Source organism: Pseudonocardia nigra, from assembly GCF_019396355.1.
In the GTDB taxonomy this organism is placed as follows: domain Bacteria; phylum Actinomycetota; class Actinomycetes; order Mycobacteriales; family Pseudonocardiaceae; genus Pseudonocardia; species Pseudonocardia nigra.
Window position 1 is genome coordinate 1 of the sequence record NZ_JAHKRK010000137.1, and the last position, 20,747, is coordinate 20,747.

Annotated in this window: 17 protein-coding genes and 1 pseudogene; 15 read left to right on the forward strand and 3 right to left on the reverse strand. The window is 74.3% G+C overall.

All coding sequences use genetic code 11. From position 1 onward, the window contains the following. Positions 1 to 448: pseudogene (locus tag KME75_RS26925) on the forward strand (hypothetical protein); the annotation flags it as partial. A gap of 136 nt (positions 449 to 584) precedes the next feature. Here the strand turns inward: KME75_RS26925 and KME75_RS26930 are convergent. Next, a complete protein-coding gene (locus tag KME75_RS26930; RefSeq protein ID WP_308283110.1) occupies positions 585 to 1,514 on the reverse strand; it encodes an NUDIX hydrolase in 930 nt (309 codons plus the stop codon). Positions 1,515 to 1,545: 31 nt separating this feature from the next. After that, complete coding sequence (locus KME75_RS26935; protein ID WP_372452673.1) at positions 1,546 to 3,951, reverse strand: RNA degradosome polyphosphate kinase; 2,406 nt, start codon at positions 3,949 to 3,951, stop codon at positions 1,546 to 1,548. Between the two features lie 193 nt (positions 3,952 to 4,144). Between KME75_RS26935 and KME75_RS26945 the strand changes: the two genes are divergently transcribed. The 12 genes from KME75_RS26945 to KME75_RS27000 all read left to right on the forward strand — a co-directional run bounded on the left by KME75_RS26945 (position 4,145) and on the right by KME75_RS27000 (position 17,911). Further along, the gene (locus KME75_RS26945; RefSeq protein WP_219417687.1) at positions 4,145 to 5,167 is read left to right on the forward strand and encodes a LacI family DNA-binding transcriptional regulator; all 1,023 of its coding nucleotides are present in this window, start codon (positions 4,145 to 4,147) and stop codon (positions 5,165 to 5,167) included. Next, the gene (locus KME75_RS26950; RefSeq protein WP_219417688.1) at positions 5,164 to 6,078 is read left to right on the forward strand and encodes a carbohydrate ABC transporter permease; all 915 of its coding nucleotides are present in this window, start codon (positions 5,164 to 5,166) and stop codon (positions 6,076 to 6,078) included. Before KME75_RS26945 ends, KME75_RS26950 begins: the two co-directional genes overlap by 4 nt. Then, positions 6,075 to 6,998: a carbohydrate ABC transporter permease gene (locus KME75_RS26955; protein ID WP_246632918.1), complete on the forward strand. Its 924-nt coding sequence runs from the start codon at positions 6,075 to 6,077 to the stop codon at positions 6,996 to 6,998. The genes KME75_RS26950 and KME75_RS26955 overlap by 4 nt, the downstream gene beginning before the upstream one ends. A 64-nt stretch (positions 6,999 to 7,062) precedes the next feature. Continuing rightward, a complete protein-coding gene (locus KME75_RS26960; RefSeq protein WP_219417689.1) occupies positions 7,063 to 8,355 on the forward strand; it encodes an ABC transporter substrate-binding protein in 1,293 nt (430 codons plus the stop codon). Positions 8,356 to 8,399: 44 nt separating this feature from the next. Continuing rightward, positions 8,400 to 9,389, forward strand: a complete 990-nt coding sequence (locus tag KME75_RS26965; RefSeq protein WP_504739526.1) for an ADP-ribosylglycohydrolase family protein — start codon at positions 8,400 to 8,402, stop codon at positions 9,387 to 9,389. After that, the gene (locus KME75_RS26970) at positions 9,386 to 10,468 is read left to right on the forward strand and encodes an ADP-ribosylglycohydrolase family protein (RefSeq protein WP_219417691.1); all 1,083 of its coding nucleotides are present in this window, start codon (positions 9,386 to 9,388) and stop codon (positions 10,466 to 10,468) included. The genes KME75_RS26965 and KME75_RS26970 overlap by 4 nt, the downstream gene beginning before the upstream one ends. Next, on the forward strand, positions 10,461 to 11,618 hold the full coding sequence (locus KME75_RS26975; protein WP_219417692.1) for an ADP-ribosylglycohydrolase family protein: 1,158 nt from the start codon (positions 10,461 to 10,463) through the stop codon (positions 11,616 to 11,618). Before KME75_RS26970 ends, KME75_RS26975 begins: the two co-directional genes overlap by 8 nt. 11 nt (positions 11,619 to 11,629) lie before the next feature. Then, positions 11,630 to 12,967 carry an ADP-ribosylglycohydrolase family protein gene (locus KME75_RS26980; RefSeq protein WP_308283111.1) on the forward strand — a complete coding sequence of 446 codons (1,338 nt, stop codon included), beginning with the start codon at positions 11,630 to 11,632 and terminating at the stop codon, positions 12,965 to 12,967. Then, the gene (rbsK, locus tag KME75_RS26985) at positions 12,964 to 13,875 is read left to right on the forward strand and encodes a ribokinase (RefSeq protein WP_219417694.1); all 912 of its coding nucleotides are present in this window, start codon (positions 12,964 to 12,966) and stop codon (positions 13,873 to 13,875) included. The genes KME75_RS26980 and rbsK overlap by 4 nt, the downstream gene beginning before the upstream one ends. Positions 13,876 to 13,881: 6 nt before the next feature. Then, positions 13,882 to 15,894: an SUMF1/EgtB/PvdO family nonheme iron enzyme gene (locus KME75_RS26990; protein WP_308283112.1), complete on the forward strand. Its 2,013-nt coding sequence runs from the start codon at positions 13,882 to 13,884 to the stop codon at positions 15,892 to 15,894. Next, the gene (locus KME75_RS26995; RefSeq protein ID WP_219417695.1) at positions 15,891 to 17,078 is read left to right on the forward strand and encodes a CaiB/BaiF CoA transferase family protein; all 1,188 of its coding nucleotides are present in this window, start codon (positions 15,891 to 15,893) and stop codon (positions 17,076 to 17,078) included. Before KME75_RS26990 ends, KME75_RS26995 begins: the two co-directional genes overlap by 4 nt. Then, entirely contained in the window at positions 17,075 to 17,911 is an 837-nt protein-coding gene (locus KME75_RS27000; RefSeq protein ID WP_219417696.1) for an HpcH/HpaI aldolase/citrate lyase family protein, read from the forward strand. Before KME75_RS26995 ends, KME75_RS27000 begins: the two co-directional genes overlap by 4 nt. Positions 17,912 to 18,140: 229 nt before the next feature. Here the strand turns inward: KME75_RS27000 and cofC are convergent, their stop codons facing one another. Beyond that, a complete protein-coding gene (cofC, locus tag KME75_RS27005; RefSeq protein WP_308283113.1) occupies positions 18,141 to 18,815 on the reverse strand; it encodes a 2-phospho-L-lactate guanylyltransferase in 675 nt (224 codons plus the stop codon). Between the two features lie 82 nt (positions 18,816 to 18,897). Here cofC and KME75_RS27010 point away from each other — a divergent pair, with 82 nt between their 5' ends. Together KME75_RS27010 and KME75_RS27015 are read left to right on the forward strand one after the other, a co-directional pair. Then, positions 18,898 to 19,605 carry a lysophospholipid acyltransferase family protein gene (locus KME75_RS27010; RefSeq protein ID WP_219417697.1) on the forward strand — a complete coding sequence of 236 codons (708 nt, stop codon included), beginning with the start codon at positions 18,898 to 18,900 and terminating at the stop codon, positions 19,603 to 19,605. Further along, complete coding sequence (locus KME75_RS27015) at positions 19,605 to 20,612, forward strand: NAD(P)H-dependent glycerol-3-phosphate dehydrogenase (RefSeq protein ID WP_372452674.1); 1,008 nt, start codon at positions 19,605 to 19,607, stop codon at positions 20,610 to 20,612. Before KME75_RS27010 ends, KME75_RS27015 begins: the two co-directional genes overlap by 1 nt. Positions 20,613 to 20,747 lie beyond the last annotated feature (135 nt).

Below are 20,747 nucleotides of genomic sequence, written 5' to 3' on the forward strand. Positions count from 1 at the left end.
GGTCGAGGTGCCGGCCACCACCGTGCCGGCGTTCCGCCCGGGGGCGGGGTTCCGCGCCGCCGTCGGGGACGGCGGCGCGCCGGAGCCCCGCGCCACGCCCACCCGCTCCGCTGCGAAGCCGCGTGCGGAGAGCGGCGCGGCCACCGAGCCGGTGGGCGAGCCCGCCATCGACGCGGCCGCGGCCGGCGTCAAGGCCCGGTCGAACGGCGGGTTCGCCGTGGCGGAGCCGTCGCCGGAGTCGGGGTCGGCGAAAGCGGGGAAGGCGTCGGGCAAGGCGGAGAAGTCCGCGGCGAAGGCCGAGAAGCCGTCGAAGGGCAAGGCGGCGGCGAAGGCCAAGGACGGCAAGGACGCGAAGAACGCCAAGGCGAAGGACGCCAAGGACGTCAAGGCCAAGGACGGTAAGGGCAGCAAGGACGGCAAGGGCAAGAAGGCCAAGTCGAAGAAGTAGCCCGCGACTGTCCCCGCGCACGTCAAGGGGCGACTCGGCGTCCAAATCCGGGCGACTCGCCGTCCAGAACCGGGCGACTCGCGCACATCTACGCGAGTCGCCCGGGATTGCCGCGCGAGTCGCCCGGACTCGCCCGTCAGCCCGTGGGGTGCGGGTAGTAGTCGGCCGAGCGCGGGGTGCCGTCGTCGTCGAAGGTCAGCAGCCAAGTGCTGCCCTTGCGCGAGTGCACGTCCTCCGGGTCGACGCCGGGCAGGCCGGCTCCCGTGGCGAGCGCGGCGATCACGTCGGGGATGACGCCGCCCTGGCTGCACACCACCGTGACCCCGGGCTGCGCGGCGAGGGTGCGCAGGCAGGCGCGGCCTGCGGCCGGGTCGACCCAGTAGCCGTTCTCGCCGAGCAGTGGTTCGTCGGCCACCGGCAGGCCGCCGAGCACGCCGGCGAGGGGGGCCACCGTGTCGCGGCACCGGACGGGTGGCGCGCTGACGATCCGGTCCGGCCCGAACAGCGGCAGCAGGGCGGCGAGCTGGTGCGCCTGTTCCCGGCCGGTGCCGGACAGGGGCCGCAGGTCGTCGTCGCCGTCCCACTGGCTGCGGCTGCCCGCCTTGGCGTGCCGGACCAGAGCCACGACCGACCTGGGCGCGCCGATGGCGGTGAAGCGTTCGAGCACGGCGAGGTCGTGCTCGTAGGACAGGAGCTCGGCGGCGCGGCCCGGGTCGAGCCAGCGCAGTTCGTCGGTCTCGTCCCCCGCGGTGAACGTTCCGGTGCGGGCCTCGGCCGCCCAGTACCGCACGACCTTGCGGCCCTCGGGCACTGCGTAGCGGACGTCGCCGAGCACGGCGCCGAGCCGGGCCGGGTGGCCGGTCTCCTCGGCGATCTCGCGCACGGCGGCGAACGGCATCGACTCGCCGGGGTCGAGCTTGCCCTTGGGGAAGGACCAGTCGTCGTACCGCGGCCGGTGCACCAGTGCGAGCTCCGGGCCCCCGCTGCCGCGCCGCCACAACACGGCCCCGGCGGCCAGGACGTCGGCGTCGACGGCGTCGACACCGGGCGGGGTCGTGGTGGTCACGTCAGCTCCTCGAGGGGCTGGGGTGCGGCGGTCACTCGGCGTCGACGACCGCGGTGGCGGCGTGGCGTTGCATCATCTCCGCCTGGTGGTCGCGCACGGGGGAAACCTGCGCGGCGGGCGCGGGCGAGGGCTCCCACGAGCCGTCGGCGTGCAGGCTCCAGCTCCGCGTGGCGGCGTCGAGGCAGGAGTCGAAGATCTCCCCGAGCCGCCGGGCGAGGCGCTGGTCGGCGACGCGCAGCAGCACCTCGACGCGTCGGTCGAGGTTGCGGTGCATCATGTCCGCGCTCCCGATCCAGTACTCGTCCGCGGCGCCGAAGTGGAACACCCGGGAGTGCTCGAGGAACCGGCCGAGGATCGAGCGCACGTGGATGTTCTCGGACAGCCCCGGCCGGCCGGGGCGCAGCGCGCAGATGCCGCGCACGACGACGTCGACCGGCACGCCCGCCTGCGACGCCCGGTACAGCGCGTCGATCACCTGTTCGTCGACCAGCGAGTTGACCTTGATGCGGACGCGCGCGTTCTCGTCGCCCTCGCGGCGGGCCTCGATCTCGTCCTCGATGCGCCGGACGATTCCGCGCCGCACCCCGTACGGCGCGACCAGGAGGCTTCGGTAGGAGGTCTGGCGGGAGTAGCCGGTGAGCGAGTTGAACAGGTCGGTGAGGTCGGCGGCGATCGTCGGGTCGGCGGTGAGCACGCCGATGTCCTCGTAGAGCCGGGCGGTCTTCGGGTTGTAGTTGCCGGTGCCGATGTGGCAGTAGCGCCGGATCGTGGAGCCCTCCTGACGCACGACGAGCGCGGTCTTGCAGTGTGTCTTGAGCCCTACCAGGCCGTAGACGACGTGCACGCCGGCCTTCTCCAGCTCGCGGGCCCACCGGATGTTGGCCTGCTCGTCGAACCGCGCCTTGATCTCCACGAGCGCCACGACCTGCTTGCCCGCAGCGGCGGCCTCGATGAGGGCGTCGACGATGGGGGAGTCGCCGGAGGTGCGGTAGAGCGTCTGCTTGATCGCCAGCACGTTCGGGTCGGAGGCGGCCTGCTCGACGAACCGCTGGACGCTCGTGGAGAACGAGTCGTAGGGGTGGTGCACCAGCACGTCGCCCTCGCGCAGCGTGGCGAACACGCTGCGTGGTGTCTCGCGCTCGGCGAACGCGGGGTGCGTGGCCGGGACGAAGGGGTCGTCCTTCAGGTCGGGGCGGTCGACCGAGTGCACCTGCCAGAGGGCGGTGAGGTCGAGCAGTCCCGGCACGGTGACCACGTCGTGCGGGTCGACGTCGAGCTCGCGCAGCAGCAGTTCCAGCACGTGATCGCTCATGCTGTCGGTGACCTCGAGCCGCACCGGCGGCCCGAACCGGCGCCGCGCGAGCTCGCGCTCCAGCGACTGGAGGAGGTCCTCGTCGCGATCCTCCTCGACCTCCAGGTCGGCGTTGCGCGTGACCCGGAACGCGTGGACCTCGGCCACCTCCATCCCGGTGAACAGCTCGCCGAGGTGGGCGGAGATGAGGTCCTCGATGGGCAGGAAGGTGACGTCGCTGTTGTCCCGGGACGCCACCCGCACGAGGCGCGGGACGTTGTTGGGCACCTTGACGCGGGCGAACCGCTCCGTGCGGCCCTCCGGGTCGCGCACGGTGACGGCCAGGTTCAGCGACAGCCCGGAGATGTACGGGAACGGGTGCGCCGGGTCGACCGCGAGCGGGGTGAGGACCGGGAACACCTGGTCGGAGAAGTACTCCGACAGCCGCTGCCGCTGGTCGTCGGACAGGTCGCCCCAGTGCAGGATTCGGATGCCGGTCTTCTCGAGCTGCGGGCGGACCTCGTCGAGGAACACGCGGGCGTGGGCCTCCGCGAGCGCCTGGCTGCGGTCGGCGATCCGGGCGAGCTGCTCGCGGGGGGTGAGGCCGTCGGCGCTGCGGACGGCGAGGCCGGTCTCGTCGCGGCGCTTCAGCCCGGCAACGCGGACCATGTAGAACTCGTCGAGGTTCGAGGCGAAGATCGCCAGGAACTTGGCGCGTTCGAGCAGCGGCTGGCTGCGGTCCTCGGCGAGGGCGAGCACGCGGGCGTTGAAGTCGAGCCATGACAGCTCGCGGTTGAGGTAGCGGTCGTCCGGGAGCTCGGACGCCGGGGCGAGCGTGCGTGCCGGCGGGCTCACCGGCACCGCGGCCGCGGTCGACGAGCTGGGCGGCGGGGGTGGGTTCGCGGTGCTGGCCTCCGTGGGCGGGGCGGCCGGGCCGGGCCCGACGTCGGTCGGGTGCCGACCGTTCGTGTCCTGTTCCGAGGCCGACGCCGAGGCTGCGCCGGCGCTCACCGGACGGCTCGCGGCGTGCACCCGGCGCGTCGACGGGCGGGGCGAGCGCCGCTGGGAGCGGGAGCTGCGCCGCGCGTCCGACGAGCCGGGGTCGGGAGCCGGGCTTCTGCTCACGTCGTCACCCACGCTCGTGATTGTTACCCACCGGTGGCCCCCGTGACCCGGTCGGCCACCGACATCCTGGTGAACTCTCGGCCGCTCCGGTCCCGGCGCCGCTCTTGACAGAGCGTGGTCCGGGCAGCTTGACTGCGTGCCGTCACCCCGTAAACGTTTCCAGCCGCCCCACGAGCGAGTCGTAAACGTTTACGGCCGAGGGGAGGGAGCGAACGTGCGATCGGAGGGACGCACCGCGCCGACGATCCAGAACGTCGCTGCCGCCGCCGGCGTCTCGATCGCCTCCGTCTCGCGGGTGCTCAACGGCCTGACGACCAACGAGGACACCATCCGCCGCGTGCGGGAGGCCGTTGCGGAGGTCGGCTACGTCACCAACGCGGCCGCGAAGTCGCTCAAGACCCGCCAGACCGGGCAGATCGCCTTCGCCATGGAGAACATCGGCAACGCCGCCTACCTCGCCATGGTGCGCGCCATCCAGCCCGTGCTGCGCGCCGCCGGCTACCGCCTGCTGCTGCACAGCACGAACGCCGACGTCGACGACGAGATCGAGGTTCTGCGCAGCCTCGGGCAGCGTTACGTCGACGGCCTCGTGCTCTGCCCGCTGCGCGTCACCGACCGGCACGCGGAGGAGCTGCGGCGCGCCCAGGTGCCCGTCGTCGTCATCGGGCAGCTGCCCGACGACGTCCCCGCCGACAACGTGCGCGCCGACTCGCGCACCGGCGCCGGCCTGGCCGTCCGGCACCTGGTGGGCACCGGGCGCAGGCGGATCGCGCTCGTCGACGGACCGCTCGACACGGTGCCCGGGCGGGCGCGGTACCGCGGCTACGTCGACGGCCTGCGCGCGTGCGGCCTCGACCTCGACGACCGGCTCGTCGAGTTCACCGACTTCGAGGTCGCCGGGGGCGCGGCGGCGATGGGCCGGGTGCTGCAGCGCGCCGACGTCGACGCCGTGTTCGCCGCGAACGACCTCATGGCGTTGGGGGCGATGCAGGCCGTGCGCACCGTCGGCCGTGAGATCCCCGGGGACGTGGCCGTGGTCGGGATGGATGACACCGACCTCGCCGAGACCGCGTGGCCCCCGCTCACCAGCGTGTCGCTCGGGTCGCACGAGCGCGGCAGGCTCGCCGCCGACCTGCTCCTGCAACGGCTGGCCGACGGCTCGCGCCCGTTCGTCCGCACCACGGTCCCGCCCCGGCTCCAGGTCAGGGCCAGCAGCTCGGAGGGGGCGAGAACATGACCGCCGCGACCACCGCGACCACCCGGACCACCTCGGGTGGCCCGCGCCGGCAGATGGACGCGCTGTGGCTGCTGCTGCCCGCGATGCTCCCCGTGCTGCTGCTGAGCGTCTTCCCGCTGCTGCGCGGGATCTACCTCGGCTTCACCGACGCGCGGGCCGGCTTCAATCAGGAGACGCATTTCACCGGGCTGGAGAACTACCAGCAGCTCCTGGGCGACGGCCTGTTCTGGAACTCGTTCCGGATCGGGCTGACCTGGGCGGTCTCGGTCACCGCGCTGCAGTTCGTGCTCGGCCTCGGGCTCGCGCTGCTGCTCAACCTCCAGCTGCGCGGGCGGGGTCTCGCCCGCGTGCTCGCGGTGGTCCCGTGGGCGATGCCGCCGGTCGTCGTCGGAGTCATGTGGAGCCTGATCTACCGGCCCGACGCCGGGCTGCTCAACGAGATGCTCTACCGGCTGGGCCTGTCCGACAGCGCGACGAACTGGCTCGGCGACTTCTCCACGGCGCTGCCCGCCGTGATCGTGGTGGGCGTCTGGGCCGGCCTGCCGGTGACGACCGTGGTGCTGCTGGCCGGGCTCCAGGGCATCCCCGGCGAGCTGTACGAGGCGGCGGCCGTGGACGGCGCCGGGGGCTGGAAGCGGCTGCGTCACATCACGCTGCCCCAGCTGCGCACCGTGGTCGTGGCGATCACAACGCTGAACTTCATCTGGAACTTCAACTCGTTCGACCTGGTCTACGTGTTGACCGAGGGCGGACCGGGCGGGCGGACCATGCTGCCGATGCTCTTCGCCTACGAGGAGGCGTTCCGCTACGGCAACTTCGGCTACGCGGCCGCGCTGGGCAACGTGATGGTGCTCGTGATCGTCGCACTCCTCGTGGTCTACCTGCGGCGGCGGGTTCGGGAGGCGACATGACGACCAGCGCGATGGACACGGAGACCCCGGCCCAGGTGGCGCCGTCGCCGAAGCGCAGGCGTCGGAGGAGCGAGATCCCGCCGATCGACCGCACGTCGCCGATCGTCCGCGCCGTGCAGTACGTGCTGCTCGCGGCGTACGTCGTCTTCCTCGCCTTCCCGCTGCTGTGGATGCTCTCGACGTCGTTCAAGCCGGCCCCCGAGCTGGTCGAGCTGCACCCCACGCTGATCCCGCAGGCGCCCACCCTGGGTAACTACGCGGACGCCTTCACCGAACAGGCGCTGGTCCGGTCGGCGCTCAACAGCCTGATCGTCGCCAGCGCCAGCGCCGCGCTCACCGTGCTGGTGGCCGTGCCTGCGGCCTACGCCCTGGTCCGGCTGCGCAGCTGGCTGGCGAAACCGGTGCTCGGCTGGGTGCTGGTCAGCCAGCTCTTTCCGTTCATCCTCATCGTGATCCCGCTGTTCCTGATCCTCAGCGAGGTGGGACTGGTGGACAACAGGGCGGGGCTGATCCTCGTCTACGTCGTGTGGACCCTGCCGTTCGCGCTCTGGATGCTGCAGGGCTACGTCCGCAACCTCCCGCGCGACATCGAGGAGGCGGCCACCGTCGACGGCGCCTCCCGCGTGCAGGTCCTGCGCGCGATCGTGTTCCCGCTGCTGCTGCCGGGGATCATCGCCACCACGTTGTTCGCCTTCATCACGGCCTGGAACGAGTTCTTCTTCGCGCTCGTGCTGATCAAGAGCCCGGAGCTGACCACCCTGCCGCTCGCGCTGGCCCGCTTCGTCGGCATCGAGGGGGTGGCCCGGCTGGGGCCACTCGCCGCCGGGGCGCTGCTGGCGACGCTGCCCAGCCTCGCCTTCTTCTCCTTCATCCAGCGCGGCCTGGCGGGCGGCCTGCTCGCCGGGGCCACGAAGGGGTGACCAGGCGATCGCGAACACCGACGTTCACGGCCGCGCGAGCGGCGAAACCGAAAGGAGACACCCCATGCTCCGAAGGATCATGGTCGCCGCCGCGGCCGCGGCCCTCGCGGTCGCGTCGCTGGCCGGGTGCGGGAGCGGGGAGGGGGAAGGCGGGTCGGACGGCCCGGTGACCCTGCGCTTCCTCAGCCTGGCCTGGCAGGAGGAGTCCGTCGCGGCCAACCGCGCACTGGTGGACCAGTGGAACGCCGAGCACCCCGACGTCCAGGTGGAGTACATCCAGGGCGACTGGGGATCGGTGCACGACCAGCTGCTCACCGCCTTCGAGGGCGGCGACCCGGCGGACGTCATCCACTACGAGAGCGCGGCCATCCCGTCCTTCGCGCAGCGCGGCTACCTGGCAGACCTGACCGACCTCGTCCCCGCCGACATGCGCGAGGGGATCGACGACGCCATCTGGCAGACCGTCACCGGTGACGACGGGGCCCTCTACGGCGTGCCGTTCCTGCTCGAGTCACAGGTCGTGATCGCCAACAAGACGATGCTCGACGAGGCGGGCATCCCGGTGCCGACGCCCGAGGACCCGTGGAGCTGGGACGAGTACCAGGCGGCGGCCCGGCAGCTGACCGACGCCGACACCTTCGGCGCGGCGTGGCCGCTCTCCAACCCGACCAACGCGGTCATGAACCTCAGCCTCGCCTTCGGCGGGCAGTTCTTCTATGAGGTCGACTCCGAGCAGCCGCAGGTGCGCTTCACCGAGGCCGAGGGCCAGGTGCCGAGCCGGATCCACGAGATGCTCTACACCGACCGGTCGGCCGCCCCCGAGGCGCTCGGGATGAGCAGCACCGACACGCTGCCCGGCTTCTTCGCCGGCAAGTACGCCACGGTGCCCGGCGGGATCTGGCTGCGTCAGCAGATGGTCCAGCAGGCCCCGGAGGGCTTCGACTGGGTCACGCTGCCCCCGCTCGCCGGTGACGGCAGCCAGTCCCAGGCGGCCAACCCGCAGACGCTGTCGGTCGCCGCGCAGTCGGAGCACCAGCAAGAGGCCATGCAGTTCATCGAGTTCTTCCTCGCGCCGCAGAACATGGCCACCCTCGCCAAGGGCGACTGGCTGATTCCGACCAGCGAGGGCGCCCGCGAGCAGCTGCTGCAGACGACGGGTGGCGAGCAGGGCTGGGACATCGCGGTGGCCAGCGCTGAGGCGCTCACCCAGGCGCCCTTCCAGGAGGTCGACGCCTACAGCGAGTGGAAGACGCGCATCGCCACGCCGGCGTTCCAGCGCTTCTTCGCCGATGAGATCTCCCTGCAGGAGCTCGGGGCGCAGCTCGAGCAGGGGGGCAAGGACGTCCTGTCCCGGTAGGGACGCAGGCGGCCGGGGTGCGGCCGAGGTAAGGAGAACGTGCAATGCCCGACCTGCGCAGTCGCGCGCGAGGGTGCATGGCAGGCCTCGCGGCGGGTGACGCGCTGGGTCGGCCTGCGGAAGGCATGGAACCGCAGGCCATCGTGGCCCGGTGGGGGCGGATCGACGGCTACGTCGACGACGCCCCCACCGGCAGCGACGACACCGAGTACGCGCTGCTCACCGCGATGGCCCTGCTGCGCTACGGCGACCGGTTCAGCGCCGAGACCGTGGCGGAGCTGTGGCGCGCGGAGGTGTGCACGCAGACCGCGCCCTTCCGGGGCGCGGGGTTCAGCGAGATGGCCGCCATCCGCAACCTGCAGCGCGGCATCGACCCGCCGCAGTCCGGCCAGCACTTCCACGCCTGGAGCGACGGGCTCGCGATGCGGGTCGCGCCGATCGGGATCGTGGCCACGGGCGACCCGGAGCGGGCCGCGTGGCTGGCCGCCGAGGACGGCTCGGTGAGCCACAGCGGCGAGGGCATCCTGTCCGGGCAGGCCGTGGCGGCGGCGGTAGCGGCCGCGGCGGGCGGCGCGGACCTCGACGGCGTGTACGCGGCCGCCGTCCGCGCGGTGCCCGCCGACTCCTGGACCTGCCGCAACCTGCGCGCGGCCCGGGAGGTGGCCGACTCGTGGCCGGACGGCGGGTGGGAGGCGTTCGCCCAGCGGGCCGTCGAGCACCTAACCGTCCGCAGCTACTACTGGGTGGATCTCGGACCGGAGGCCGTCGGGCTCGCGTTCGCCGCGCTGCTGGCCGCGCGCGGGCGGGTGCGTGAGGCGATCCTGACGGCGGTGAACCTGGGCCGCGACGCCGACACGACGGCCGCCATCGCCGGGGCGGTCGCGGGCGCCATGCACGGAATCGAGGCGGTCCCGGCGGAGTGGCTGGGCGCCGTGGTCGTCGCGCCGGGCGTGTGCCTGCAGGCCACGGCGGGCCTGCACCCGCTGGAGATCGCCGACCAGCTCTGCCTCGCGACTCCGGCGGCGTGCCGATGAACGGCGGCGCGCGGCGGCAGCGGGCGAGGGCGACGATCGCGGGCCTCGTGCTCGCCGACGGCCTGGCGTGGCCGTCGCTGTGGCACCGGCTCTCCCTGCTGCCGGCGCGGCGCACCGAGCGGCTGCAGGAGATCGACGTTTTCGCCGTGCGGATGCGAACCACCACCCGGGCGCTGCCCTACCTGCACGCGTCCCCGCCCCAGCTCGTCGACGCCGCGGGACGGTCCGACGACACCGAGTGGTTCGCGGTGTCGGCGCTGTTCCACACCGGGCGCGGCCTCGACGGCCAGCCGACGGCGGAACCCCTCGGTGTCTGGGCCGAGCTGGCGCGGCTGCGCAGCGACGATCCCAGCAGCGTCCGTGCACGCACCGGCACGGTGGTGGCGCTGGAGAACCTCGCCCGCGGGCTCGCGCCGCCGCAGAGCGGGCACGACAACCCGCACTACTTCGACGACATCGCCTGCGTGCGGGCCCTCGCCGCCGGGCTGCAGCACGCAGGCGATGCCGGCGCCGCCGCACGCGCCGCCGACACCGACGCGCAGGTGACCCACGCCGAGGACGGGGTGTGGTGCGCCCGTGCCACCGCGGTGCTGGTGGCCGAGCTCGTCGACGGCGCCCCCGTCGAGCGGGCGGTGGCCCAGGCGGCGGGGAGCCTGCCGGAGGGCAGCTGGAGCGCGGGCGTGGTCGAGGCGGCGCTGCGGGCCGTCGAGGCGGACCAGCCGTCCGCGCTCGCCCTGGCCCGGGCGCTCGAGCAGGGCGTCGTCGACCCGCTCTACTCCTTCGCGATCGCGGCCCCGGAGACCCTGGCGCTGCTGCTCGCGCATCTGCGGCGGGCAGCGGGCCCCGAGGAGCTGCTCCTCGGGGCGCTGGCCCACCCGCGCCACGCCGACGCGCTGGTGCCGCTGGCCGGGGCCGTCGCCGGGGCGGCGTTCGGCCCGGCCTGGCTCCCGGCCGACCTGCTCGCCGAGCCGCCCGTGCTGCGCGGCATCTGTGTCCCGCAGCTGGCCGGGCAGCAGCTCGGCGCCGTGCTGGACATCGATTGGGACATCGATCGGGTGGAAGGAACGACGAGTGGGTGAGAACGCGCTGCAGGACCGCGCCGTGGGATGCCTCCTCGGCGCCGCGGTCGGCGATGCGCTAGGCGGCGCGACCGAGGGGTGGGGCCCCGCCGACATCCGGGAGCGCTGGGGCGGTTGGGTCGAGGGCGTGGTGCCGCCCTACCACCCGGACTGGCGCACCGCGCGCCCGCTCGCCCCGTACCACAAGGGCGACGGCCACGTCACCGACGACACCCTCATGACGCACCTGCTCGTCGACGTCTACTGCGAGAAGCGCGACCACCTCACCGCCTACGACGTCGCCGAGCGGCTCGTCCCCCGCATGATCGGCGACCCGGTGTGGATCCCGGAGCTCGAATCGCGCGCGCTGCCGCTGCAGCGGGTCTTCCTCGCCGAGAAGTACATGGCGCTGCGGCTGCACTGGGCCCACGCCGACCCGCGGGAGGCCGGGGTCGGCAACGCCGTCAACTGCGGGGCGGCCATGTACGCGGCCCCGATCGGGGTCGTCAACGCCGTGGACCCGCGCGGGGCGTACGCCGAGGCCGTCGACGTCGCCGGCGCGCACCAGTCGTCCTACGGGCGGGAGGCGGCGGCCGTGCTTGCGGCCGCCGTGGCCGCGGCGATGGCGCCCGGCGCGTCCGTCGAGTCGGTGCTGGACGCCGTCATGGCGCTGGCCAAGGACGGCACCCGCGCCGCCGTCGAGGCGGTGTGCGCGGCGGCGGCCGGGGTGGGGCACTGGGCCGACGCGATCGCGTCGGGGGTGCTGCGGGATGCGGTCCGCCCGTTCGACACGGTGGCCGACACCTACCGCGACCAGGGGCTGGGTGCCCGGCGCCCGAGCCGGATCCACAGCATCGAGGAGCTGCCGATCGCGCTCGGGATGCTCGTGATCGCCAAGGGCGACTGGGAGCAGACGGTGTTCGGCGCGGTCAACTACGGTCGCGACGCCGACTCGATCGCGAGCATGGGCGGCGCGATCGCCGGAGCGCTCGGGGGCCGGGCCGCGGTGCCCGAGGGGCTCGCGGCCGAGGTGGCCGCGGCCAGCCGGATCGACCTCGTGGCGCCCGGCCTGCGCCTCGCCGGGGTCACCGAGGAGATCCGGCGGGCGGACGCCGAGCTGCGGGACCGCAGCGACGCCGCGTTCCGCACGCTGACGGCGGGCGGCTCATGAGGCTCACCTGGGTGCAACCGGAGGACCTGGTCGGGCACGCGCTGGCGCAGGCCGAGCTCGACGGGATCGACGTGTCCGCGGCCCGCGGCGAGTGGCGCGGCGCGGGCGGCGCCGATGCCGACCCCCTGGGCGGCGCGTCACCCGAGCGGGCACCCGTCCCGCTGCGCGCGCTGGCGCTGCGCCTGCTGGACGAGCTCGACGGCTCGGTGAGCCGCTACGCCGACCGGGAGCCGACGGACCTGGACGCGATCCGCGCCGCCGCGCCGTGGCCCGCGCCCGTGCCGGCGCGGGGCGGCGACCTGCTCGACCGGCTGCACGGCGGGTGGCTCGGCCGGGCCGCGGGGTGCCTGCTCGGCAAGCCGGTGGAGAAGATCCCGCGGCGGGGCATCCGGGAGATCCTCTCCGCGCAGGGCCGCTGGCCGCTCGCGGACTGGTTCACCGCGGCGGGGCTGCCCGACGAGGTGGCGCAGCGCTGGCCGTGGAACCGTCGCAGCGCCCCGACGAGCCTCGCCGAGAACATCGACGGGATGCCCGAGGACGACGACCTCAACTTCGCGATGCTCGCGCTCGGGATGCTGGAGGAGCACGGGCAGGCGCTCTCCACCGAGGACGTGGCGCAGCGCTGGCTCGCCGACCTGCCGGCTGGCCGGGTCTTCACCGCGGAGCGGGTGGCCTACCGCAACCTGCTGCTGGGCGTCGAGCCGCCGCGGACGGCCACCCGGCACAACCCGTTCCAGCAGTGGATCGGGGCGCAGATCCGGGCCGACGTCTACGGCTGGACGCATCCCGGCGACCCGGGGCGCGCCGCCGAGCTCGCCTGGCGCGACGCGGTGCTCAGCCACACCGGCAACGGCGTCTACGGCGCGCTGTTCGTCGCCGCCGCGTCGGCAGCTGCCTGCGTCACCGACGACGTCGACGCCGTCCTCGACGCCGGGCTGTCGGTGGTGCCCGCCGGGTCCCGCTACGCCGAGGCCGTCCGGTTCGCGCGCGAGCTGACCGAGCGCTGCGCGGACTGGGAACAGGTCGTCGACGGCATCGAGGCGCGCTATGGCGACCTGCACTGGGTGCACGTGCTGCACAACGCCGCCGTGGTCGTCGCCGCGCTGCGCTTCGGGGGCGGCGACTTCGGCCGGACGATCTGCCTCACCGTCTCCGCGGGGTGGGACACCGACTCCACCGGCGCCACCGCGGGGGCGCTGGCCGGCGCGATGTGCGGGGCGCGCGGGCTGCCGGACCGCTGGACGGGCCCGCTGCGCAACCGGGTCGCCACCAGCCTTCCCGGGTTCGACGGCGTCGGCTTCGACGAGCTGGCCGCCCGCACGCTCGCGCTGGCGGAGGCCGGGTCATGACGACGGCGCGGGTCGCGGTGCTCGGCAGCACCAACATGGACCTCGTCGTGGTGGTCGACCGCCCGCCGGAGCGCGGCGAGACGGTCACCGGGCGGCGCTGGTTCAGCGTCCCCGGGGGCAAGGGGGCCAACCAGGCGCTGGCCGCGGCGCGGGCGGGCGGCCGGGTGCGGATGCTCGGCGCGGTCGGGGACGACGACTTCGGGCGGCAGGCCCGCGGTGTGCTGGCGGACAACGGTGTGGACACGTCGGCGCTCGCCACGTCGACCGAGCCCACCGGCACCGCGCACATCGTGGTGGACGGCGGAGGCGGCAACGCGATCGTCGTCGTCCCCGGGGCCAACGGCGCCGTCACTGAGCTGACCGACGCCCACCGGGAGGCCATCGTCGGCAGCGACATCCTGCTGCTGCAGCTGGAGCTGCCGCTCCCGGTCGTTGTCGCGGGTGCCGCGTTCGCCCGCGACCACGGGGTGAGTGTCGTCCTCACGCCGGCCCCGGTCGTCCCGCTGCCGGACGAGCTGCTCGCCGCGGTGGACGTCCTCGTTCCGAACGAGCCGGAGCTCGCGGCCCTCACTGGCGGGCGCGACGTGGCCGCGGGCCTGACGGCGCTGCTCGACCGGGTCGGCGCGGTGGCCGTGACCCTCGGCGAGCGGGGCTGCCGCTACGTCACGCGCGGCGCGGAGCCGGTGCACGTCCCCGCCCCGCAGGTGCAGGCGGTGGACACGACGGCCGCGGGCGACACCTTCGTCGGCGCGATGGCGGTGGCGCTCGGTGAGGGTCGCGACGCGCCGGAGGTGCTGCGGTGGGCGACGGCGGCCGCCGCCCTGTCGGTGCAGCGGCCGGGCGCGTCGACGTCCATGCCGCACCGCCGCGAGATCGAGACCATGTTCCTCGAGTCCTCCTGGAGTTGACCGGATGTGTTGAACCCCTACCTGCCACGGCCGATCGACGAGCCGACCGACGTCCCGCTCGATCCCGGCGCCGACCTGCGGATGCTCGACGACGCGAAGATCCTCGCGGCCCCCGACGACCCGGCGCACTGGCCGCGGTGGCGCGCGCAGCTGGCGCGGTGGCGCGCCGAGGCGCGGCGGCGCCTCGACTACCGCGGGGAGCGCTACGCGGACGCGCCGACCGACTGCTTCGTGCTGGCCGTGGTGTGGCTGTGGGACGAGCTGCTCCACGACCACCGCGCCGGCCGGTTCACCGTCGACGGGTTCGTGGACGCCGCGGAGCGGGAGGTGGGCGGCGTCGACGGCGTGCTGCTTTGGCACGCCTACCCGATCGAGGGCATCGACGACCGCGACCAGTTCGCCTTCTACCGCGACGTGCCGGAGCTGGCGGAGGTGGTGGCGGCGTTCCGGCGCCGCGGCGTGCGCGTGTTCCTGACCTACCACCCGTGGGAGCAGGGGGATCCCGAGGACCTCGCCGACCTCGTGGTGCGGGTCGGCGCCGACGGCGTGTTCCTCGACAGCTCCAAGGAGGGCAGCCCACGGGTCCGCGCCGCCCTCGACGCCCGGCGTCCCGGGCTGACCCTCGAGGGAGAGTCAAGGCTGCCGCTCACGCGGGTGCACGACCACGCGATGTCGTGGGCGCAGTGGTTCGCCGACTCCCCGGTGCCCGGGGTGCTGCGGGCGAAGTGGTTCGAGCGCAGGCACGTGCTGCACCACTCGCGGCGCTGGCACCGCAGCCATCTCGACGAGCTGCACTCCGCCTGGCTCAACGGGTGCGGGATCCTCATGTGGGAGAACGTCTTCGGCGTCTGGGTGGGCTGGAACGCTCGTGACCGCGCGCTGCTGCGGAGCATGCGGCCGGTGTGGCGCGACCACCGCCCGTGGTTGCAGGGGGAGCGGTGGACGCCGCTGGCCGACCACCCGGGCGGGGACGTGCAGGTGTTCGCGTCCCGCTGGGAGCACGAGGGCACCCCGCTGTGGACCGTGGTCAACAAGGGCGAGGATCACGACGGCCCGTGGCTGGTGATCGACGGAGCGGCCTGGAGCGATCGGTACTGGGCGGAGGTGACCGCGGGCAGGCCGCTGCGCGTCGAGCACGGTCCCGACGGGCGGACGGTCGTCCGGGGCAGGCTGCCGGCCGGCGGGATCGCGGCGGTGGTGGCGGCGCCGGCGCCGGTCGCCACCCCGGCATTCCGTCCCGACGAGACGGACGCGTCGTTCCCCGCGCGGGCCGCCGTGCGCATCGCCGCCGAGCCGGCCGTGCGCACCCGCGTCCCCCGCGACGCAGCCGCCGTCGAGGGCGGGCGGCGCGAGCTCATGGTGCGACACCGGGTGCGGGAGACCGGGCTCTACGGCGAGGCGCCGTGGGTCGACGAGTGGAAGCCCCTGCACCCCCGGCTCCACCAGATCGCCACCGTGCACCGGAGCGTGTACCTGTCCCGCTTCGCCGTCCGCCGGCGTGAGGTCACCAACGCCGAGTACGCGTCGTTCCTCGCGGCGACGGGGTACACGCCGGTGCGTCCGGAGCGGTTCCTCGCCACCTGGACCGATGGGCGGCCGCCGCCGGGGTGCGCCGACGCGCCGGTCACGCACGTCGACCTCGCCGACGCCCGCGCCTACGCCCGGTGGGCGGGCATGCGGCTGCCGACCGAGGACGAGTGGCAGGTCGCGGGCGAGCTGGGCCTGCTGGAGCGGGCACGGCCGCTGGTGTGGAACCTCACCGAGAGCGAGCACACCGACGGCCGCACCCGGTTCTGCATCCTCAAGGGCGGTTCGGCCTGGCGCAGCGAGGGATCGGACTGGTACATCGACGGCGGGGAGCAGCCGCCGGACGTCTCGGTGAAGTTCCTGCTCGCGGGCGCCGGGGTCGGCCGCTCGTCCTCGATCGGCTTCCGCTGCGCCGTCGACCTGACGCCGACGGCCACCGCGCCCGCGGGACCCGACGGGCTGCTGACCGCGGCGGGGGAGGTCGTGCGATGACCCCGCCGCTCTCCGGGATCCGGGTCGTCGAGACCGCCACGCTGTTCGCCGGGCCACTGGCCGCGATGCACCTGGGCGACTTCGGGGCCGAGGTCGTCAAGGTCGAGCATCCCCGCACGCCCGACCCGAGCCGCGGGCACGGCCCCGCGAAGGACGGGCACAACCTGTGGTGGAAGACCCTCGGGCGGAACAAGCGCACGATGACCCTCGACCTGTCGGCGCCCGACGGCCGCGAGGTCTTCCTCCGGCTCGTCGGGACGGCCGACGTGCTCGTCGAGAACTTCCGCCCCGGCACCCTGGAACGGTGGGGGCTCGGCCCGGAGGTCCTGAACGGGACGAACCCCGGCCTGGTCGTTGCCCGCGTCACCGGGTTCGGGCAGGTCGGGCCCTACCGCAGACGGGCGGGCTTCGGCACGCTCGCCGAGGCGATGAGCGGGTTCGCTGCCGCGACCGGTGAGCCGGACGGCCCACCGACGCTGCCCCCGTTCGGGCTCGCGGACGGGATCGCCGCCCTCGCGACGGCCTACGCCGTGCTGGCCGCCCTGCACGCCAGGACGGCCACCGGCCGCGGCCAGGTGGTCGACCTCGCGATCATCGAGCCGATCCTCGCCATGCTCGGGCCGCAGATCACGCAGTGGGACCAGCTCGGCACCACCCCGCCGCGGCTGGGCAACCGGTCGAGCAACAACGCGCCGCGCAACATCTACCGGACCGCGGACGGCCGCTGGGTCGCGGTTTCCACGAGCGCGCAGAGCATCGCCGAGCGCGTGATGCGGCTGGTGGGCCGCCCCGACGTCGTCGATGAGCCATGGTTCGCCACCGGCGCCGGCCGGGCGGCGCATGCCGACGAGCTCGACGCCGCCGTGGGGGAGTGGGTCGCCCGCCGCAGCCGTGACGAGGTGGTGGTCGCGTTCGAGCGCGCCGAGGCCGCCGTCGCCCCGGTCTACGAGCCCCCGGACATCGTGGCCGACCCCCAGTTCCAGGCCCTGGGCACCATCCACACCGTCGACGACCCGGATCTCGGGACGCTGCGCATGCAGAACGTCCTCTTCCGGCTCTCGGACACGCCGGGGGAGATCCGCTGGCCCGGCCGGGCGCCCGGCGCGGACACCGACGCGCTGCTCGCCGAGCTCGGCCTCGACGCCGCCGCGGTGGCGGCCCTGCGGGAGCGGGGTGTGGTGTGATCCCGCCGCTGACGCTGCTGTACGTGCCCGGGGACCGGGAGGACCGGGTGCGCAAGGCGCTGGCGAGCGACGCCGACGTCGTCCTGCTGGATCTGGAGGACGCGGTCGCGCCGGCGCACAAGCGGGCCGCCAGGGACACGGTGGTCCGCGTCCTGGGCGAGCGGCCCGCCCGGCCGGTGCAGGTGCGGGTGAACGGGCTGGGCACGCCGTGGGCGGCCGCCGACCTGGCGGCCGTCGGCGGGCTCGACCCGGCGGTCGGTCTGCGGTTGCCGAAGGTCGAGTCGGTCGACGCCGTCGCCGCGGCGCTCGAGGGCTGCGGCGGTGGGCGCGCGGTGCACTGCCTGATCGAGTCGGCCGTCGGCGTGGAGCGGGCCTACGACATCGCGCGGTGCGACCCCGCGGTCGCGTCGATCGGGCTCGGCGAGGCGGACCTACGCTCCGAGCTGGGCATCGGCGACGACGAGGGGCTGGGGTGGTGCCGTGGGCGGATCGTGGTCGCGGCGCGGGCCGCCGGGCTGTCGCCGCCGGCCCAGTCAGTGTTCCCCGACGTCCGCGACCTCGCCGGCCTCGCCGCTTCCTGCCGCCGCGGGCGCAGCCTCGGCTTCCTCGGCCGGGCCGCGATCCACCCGCGGCAGCTGCCGGTGATCCGGGAGGCCTACCGCCCGGACGAGGCCGAGGTGGCCAGGGCCCGCGAGGTCGTCGAGCGCGTCGAGCAGGCGCGGGAGGCGGGCAGCGCTGTGGTCGTGCTGCCCGACGGCAGCTTCCTCGACGCGGCGATGGTCGCGGCCGCGCAGCGCGTGCTGGCGCTGGCCGGCAACCCGAGCTCCGGGTGACTGCGAGCCCTCTCGCGGTGATCACGGGCGTCCGCTCGGCCGGGCTCAAGATCGCCGTGAGGTGGCGGTTTCGGTGGCTGGTGGTGCGGAAACCGGGATCTCGGGGCGATCACGGGGTGGGTAATCGTCGTGAGGTGGCGGTTTCGGTGGTTGGTGGTGGGATGAGTGCGCTCTCGCGGTGATCACGGGCCGAGGGCCCGCGTGGGGATCCCGTCCGCCCGGCGATCATTCAGCAGCGGGAGACGGGGGTCAGCACGGCCAGCGTGTGCTCGCCGAGGCCGAGGTCGGCGGCGGCGCGCAGGTCCTCGGCGGTGTCGACGTCGCGGCGCAGGCCGGGCCAGCGACCGGCCAGCGGTTCGGCGCCGGACTCCCGGTGGCGCAGCGCGGACCCGACCCCGAACAGCGGCCGCAGCGGTGTGCCGGGCGCGGCGAGCAGGAACGTCGACCCGGTGCCGTCGGCGTCGACCACGAAAGCGCGCTGGGCGCCGCGCGTGAACAGGGCCGCGGCGGCGGAGATCGCGGCGTCCAGCTCGGCCGGGCGCAGCGCGGGCAGGTCGGCCTGCAACGCCCCGACGGCGGCGCCGGGGTCGCGCTCGCGCAGGAGGTCCGCGCCGCGCTCGTAGGCGCGGTTCAGGCCGGGCAGCGGTCCGTCCGGCACGACCTCGACACCGACGGCGCCGAACTCCGCGGCCACCACGGGGTCCGAGCTCACCACCACGAGGTTGCGCACGCGTGCGGCCCCGCGCACGGCGGTGAAGGTGTCGTGCGCCAGCGCGAGCGCCAGCCGCGCGTGCGCGCCGTCCTCGCCGATCCCGCGGTCGGCGGCCCCCCGCAGCCGGGACTTGGCCACGGACAGCGATTTGACCGGGACGACCAGATCCACGACCGGCGACAGGCAGCCCACCTCACCATCGTGCCGGACCCGGAGGTGGACCCGGCGCGCCCGGCCGGTAAGACTCTGCACGGGACGGGACTGGAGGTCGTGGGTGAGGCGTGAGAAGGGTGGTTTCTGGATCGCGTTCTGCGCGGCCTTCTTCTACCCCATCGAGTGGCTGGTCGGGCGCGCGCGGTACGAGGGGAAGGAGAACATCCCCGCGACGGGGGGTGCGCTCCTGGTGGGGAACCACGTCTCGCACCTCGACCCGATCTTCAGCGGTCTCGTGGTGCACCGGGCTCGCCGGGTGCCGCGGTTCCTGGCCAAGCACAGTCTGTGGAAGGTGCCGGTGCTCGGGTCGGCCCTGCGGGGTAGCCAGCAGATCCCCGTGTACCGCGACTCGGCCGACGCCCAGCAGAGCCTGCGTGACGGCACGCGGGCGCTGCAGGAGGGCAAGGTCGTGGTGATCTACCCGGAGGGCACGATCACCCGCGACCCCGACGGCTGGCCGATGCTGTCCCGCACCGGGGTCGCCAGGCTCGCCCTGACGGCCGAGGTGCCCGTCGTGCCGTTCGTCCACTGGGGGACGCGCGAGGTGCTCGACGGCTACAACAAGAAGTTCCGGCCGCTGCCCCGCAAGACGATCACCGTGCGCTGCGGCGAGCCGGTCGACATGTCCGCCTACCGCGGGCGCCCGGTCGACGCCGCGCTCCTGCGTGAGGTCACCGACCTGCTCATGGTCAGGGTCCGGGAGCTGCTCGCCGAGGTCCGCTCCGAGCCCGCGCCCGACGACTTCTTCCGGCGCGGGGCCGCGTCGTGATCCCGGAGATCCGCCGGGTCGCAGTGCTCGGGGCGGGCTCGTGGGGCACCGCGTTCGCGAAGGTCCTGGCCGACGCCGGCTGCCGGGTGCGCCTGCTGGCGCGCCGACCCGAGGTGGCGGCGGCGGTCAACGAGGAGCACCACAACCCCGACTACCTGCCCGGCGTCACCCTGCCCACGCTGCTGTCAGCCACCTGCGACCCCAAGGCGGCGTTGCACGGCGCCGACGCCGTGGTGCTCGCCGTGCCGTCGCAGACGCTGCGCGCGAACCTCGCACTCTGGCGCGACCTGCTCCCCCCGCACCGCACGCTCGTGAGCCTGGCCAAGGGCGTGGAGCTGGGCACGCTGCAGCGGATGAGCGAGGTGATCAGCGAGGTCGCTGGGGTATCGGAGGACCAGGTCGCGGTGGTGTCGGGCCCCAACCTCGCCCGCGAGATCGCCGCGGAGGAGCCGACCGCCACCGTCATCGCCTGCACCGACCACGCCCGGGCCGTCGCGCTGCAACACGCCTGCACCACCGGCTACTTCCGCTCCTACACCAACACCGACGTGATCGGCTGCGAGCTGGGTGGCGCCGGCAAGAACGTCATCGCGCTGGCGTGCGGCATCGCCACGGGGATGGGATTCGGCGACAACACGAGGGCGTCGCTGATCACCCGCGGGCTGGCCGAGACCGCGCGGCTGGGCGTGGCACTGGGCGCCGACCCGATGACGTTCGCCGGCCTGGCCGGGCTCGGCGACCTCGTCGCCACCTGCTCGTCGCCGCTGTCGCGCAACCGGACGTTCGGCGAGCACCTCGGACGCGGGGAGTCGCTGGCCCAGGCGGAGGCGGCCAACCACGGGCAGGTGGCCGAGGGCGTGAAGTCGTGCTCGTCGATCTGCGCACTGGGGGAGCGGCACGGCGTCGAGCTGCCGATCGCCGACGCGGTGCGCCGGGTCTGTCACGAGGGCCTGTCGGCCGCGGAGATGGGCAAGGAGCTCATCAGCCGCACGCCGCGCCCGGAGTAGCGCCGCGGCGTCCGCCGTCTGTGTCGCAGCAAGGTGGCCATACTGCCGTCCAGTGGCAGTATGGCCACCTTGCTGGCATGTGGGCGGCGCATCGGCGGCGGGCCGACGGGTCGCCCGCGGCGTGCACGTAGGGTG

What these genes read in the sequence shown, in the direction of transcription:
- KME75_RS26950 (WP_219417688.1), top strand. Translation starts at nt 5,164, where the DNA reads ATGACCGCCGCGACCACCGCGACCACCCGGACCACCTCGGGTGGCCCG.
- KME75_RS26955 (WP_246632918.1), top strand. Translation starts at nt 6,075, where the DNA reads ATGACGACCAGCGCGATGGACACGGAGACCCCGGCCCAGGTGGCGCCG.
- KME75_RS26960 (WP_219417689.1), top strand. Translation starts at nt 7,063, where the DNA reads ATGCTCCGAAGGATCATGGTCGCCGCCGCGGCCGCGGCCCTCGCGGTC.
- KME75_RS26965 (WP_504739526.1), top strand. Translation starts at nt 8,400, where the DNA reads ATGCCCGACCTGCGCAGTCGCGCGCGAGGGTGCATGGCAGGCCTCGCG.
- KME75_RS26970 (WP_219417691.1), top strand. Translation starts at nt 9,386, where the DNA reads ATGAACGGCGGCGCGCGGCGGCAGCGGGCGAGGGCGACGATCGCGGGC.
- rbsK (WP_219417694.1), top strand. Translation starts at nt 12,964, where the DNA reads ATGACGACGGCGCGGGTCGCGGTGCTCGGCAGCACCAACATGGACCTC.
- KME75_RS26995 (WP_219417695.1), top strand. Translation starts at nt 15,891, where the DNA reads ATGACCCCGCCGCTCTCCGGGATCCGGGTCGTCGAGACCGCCACGCTG.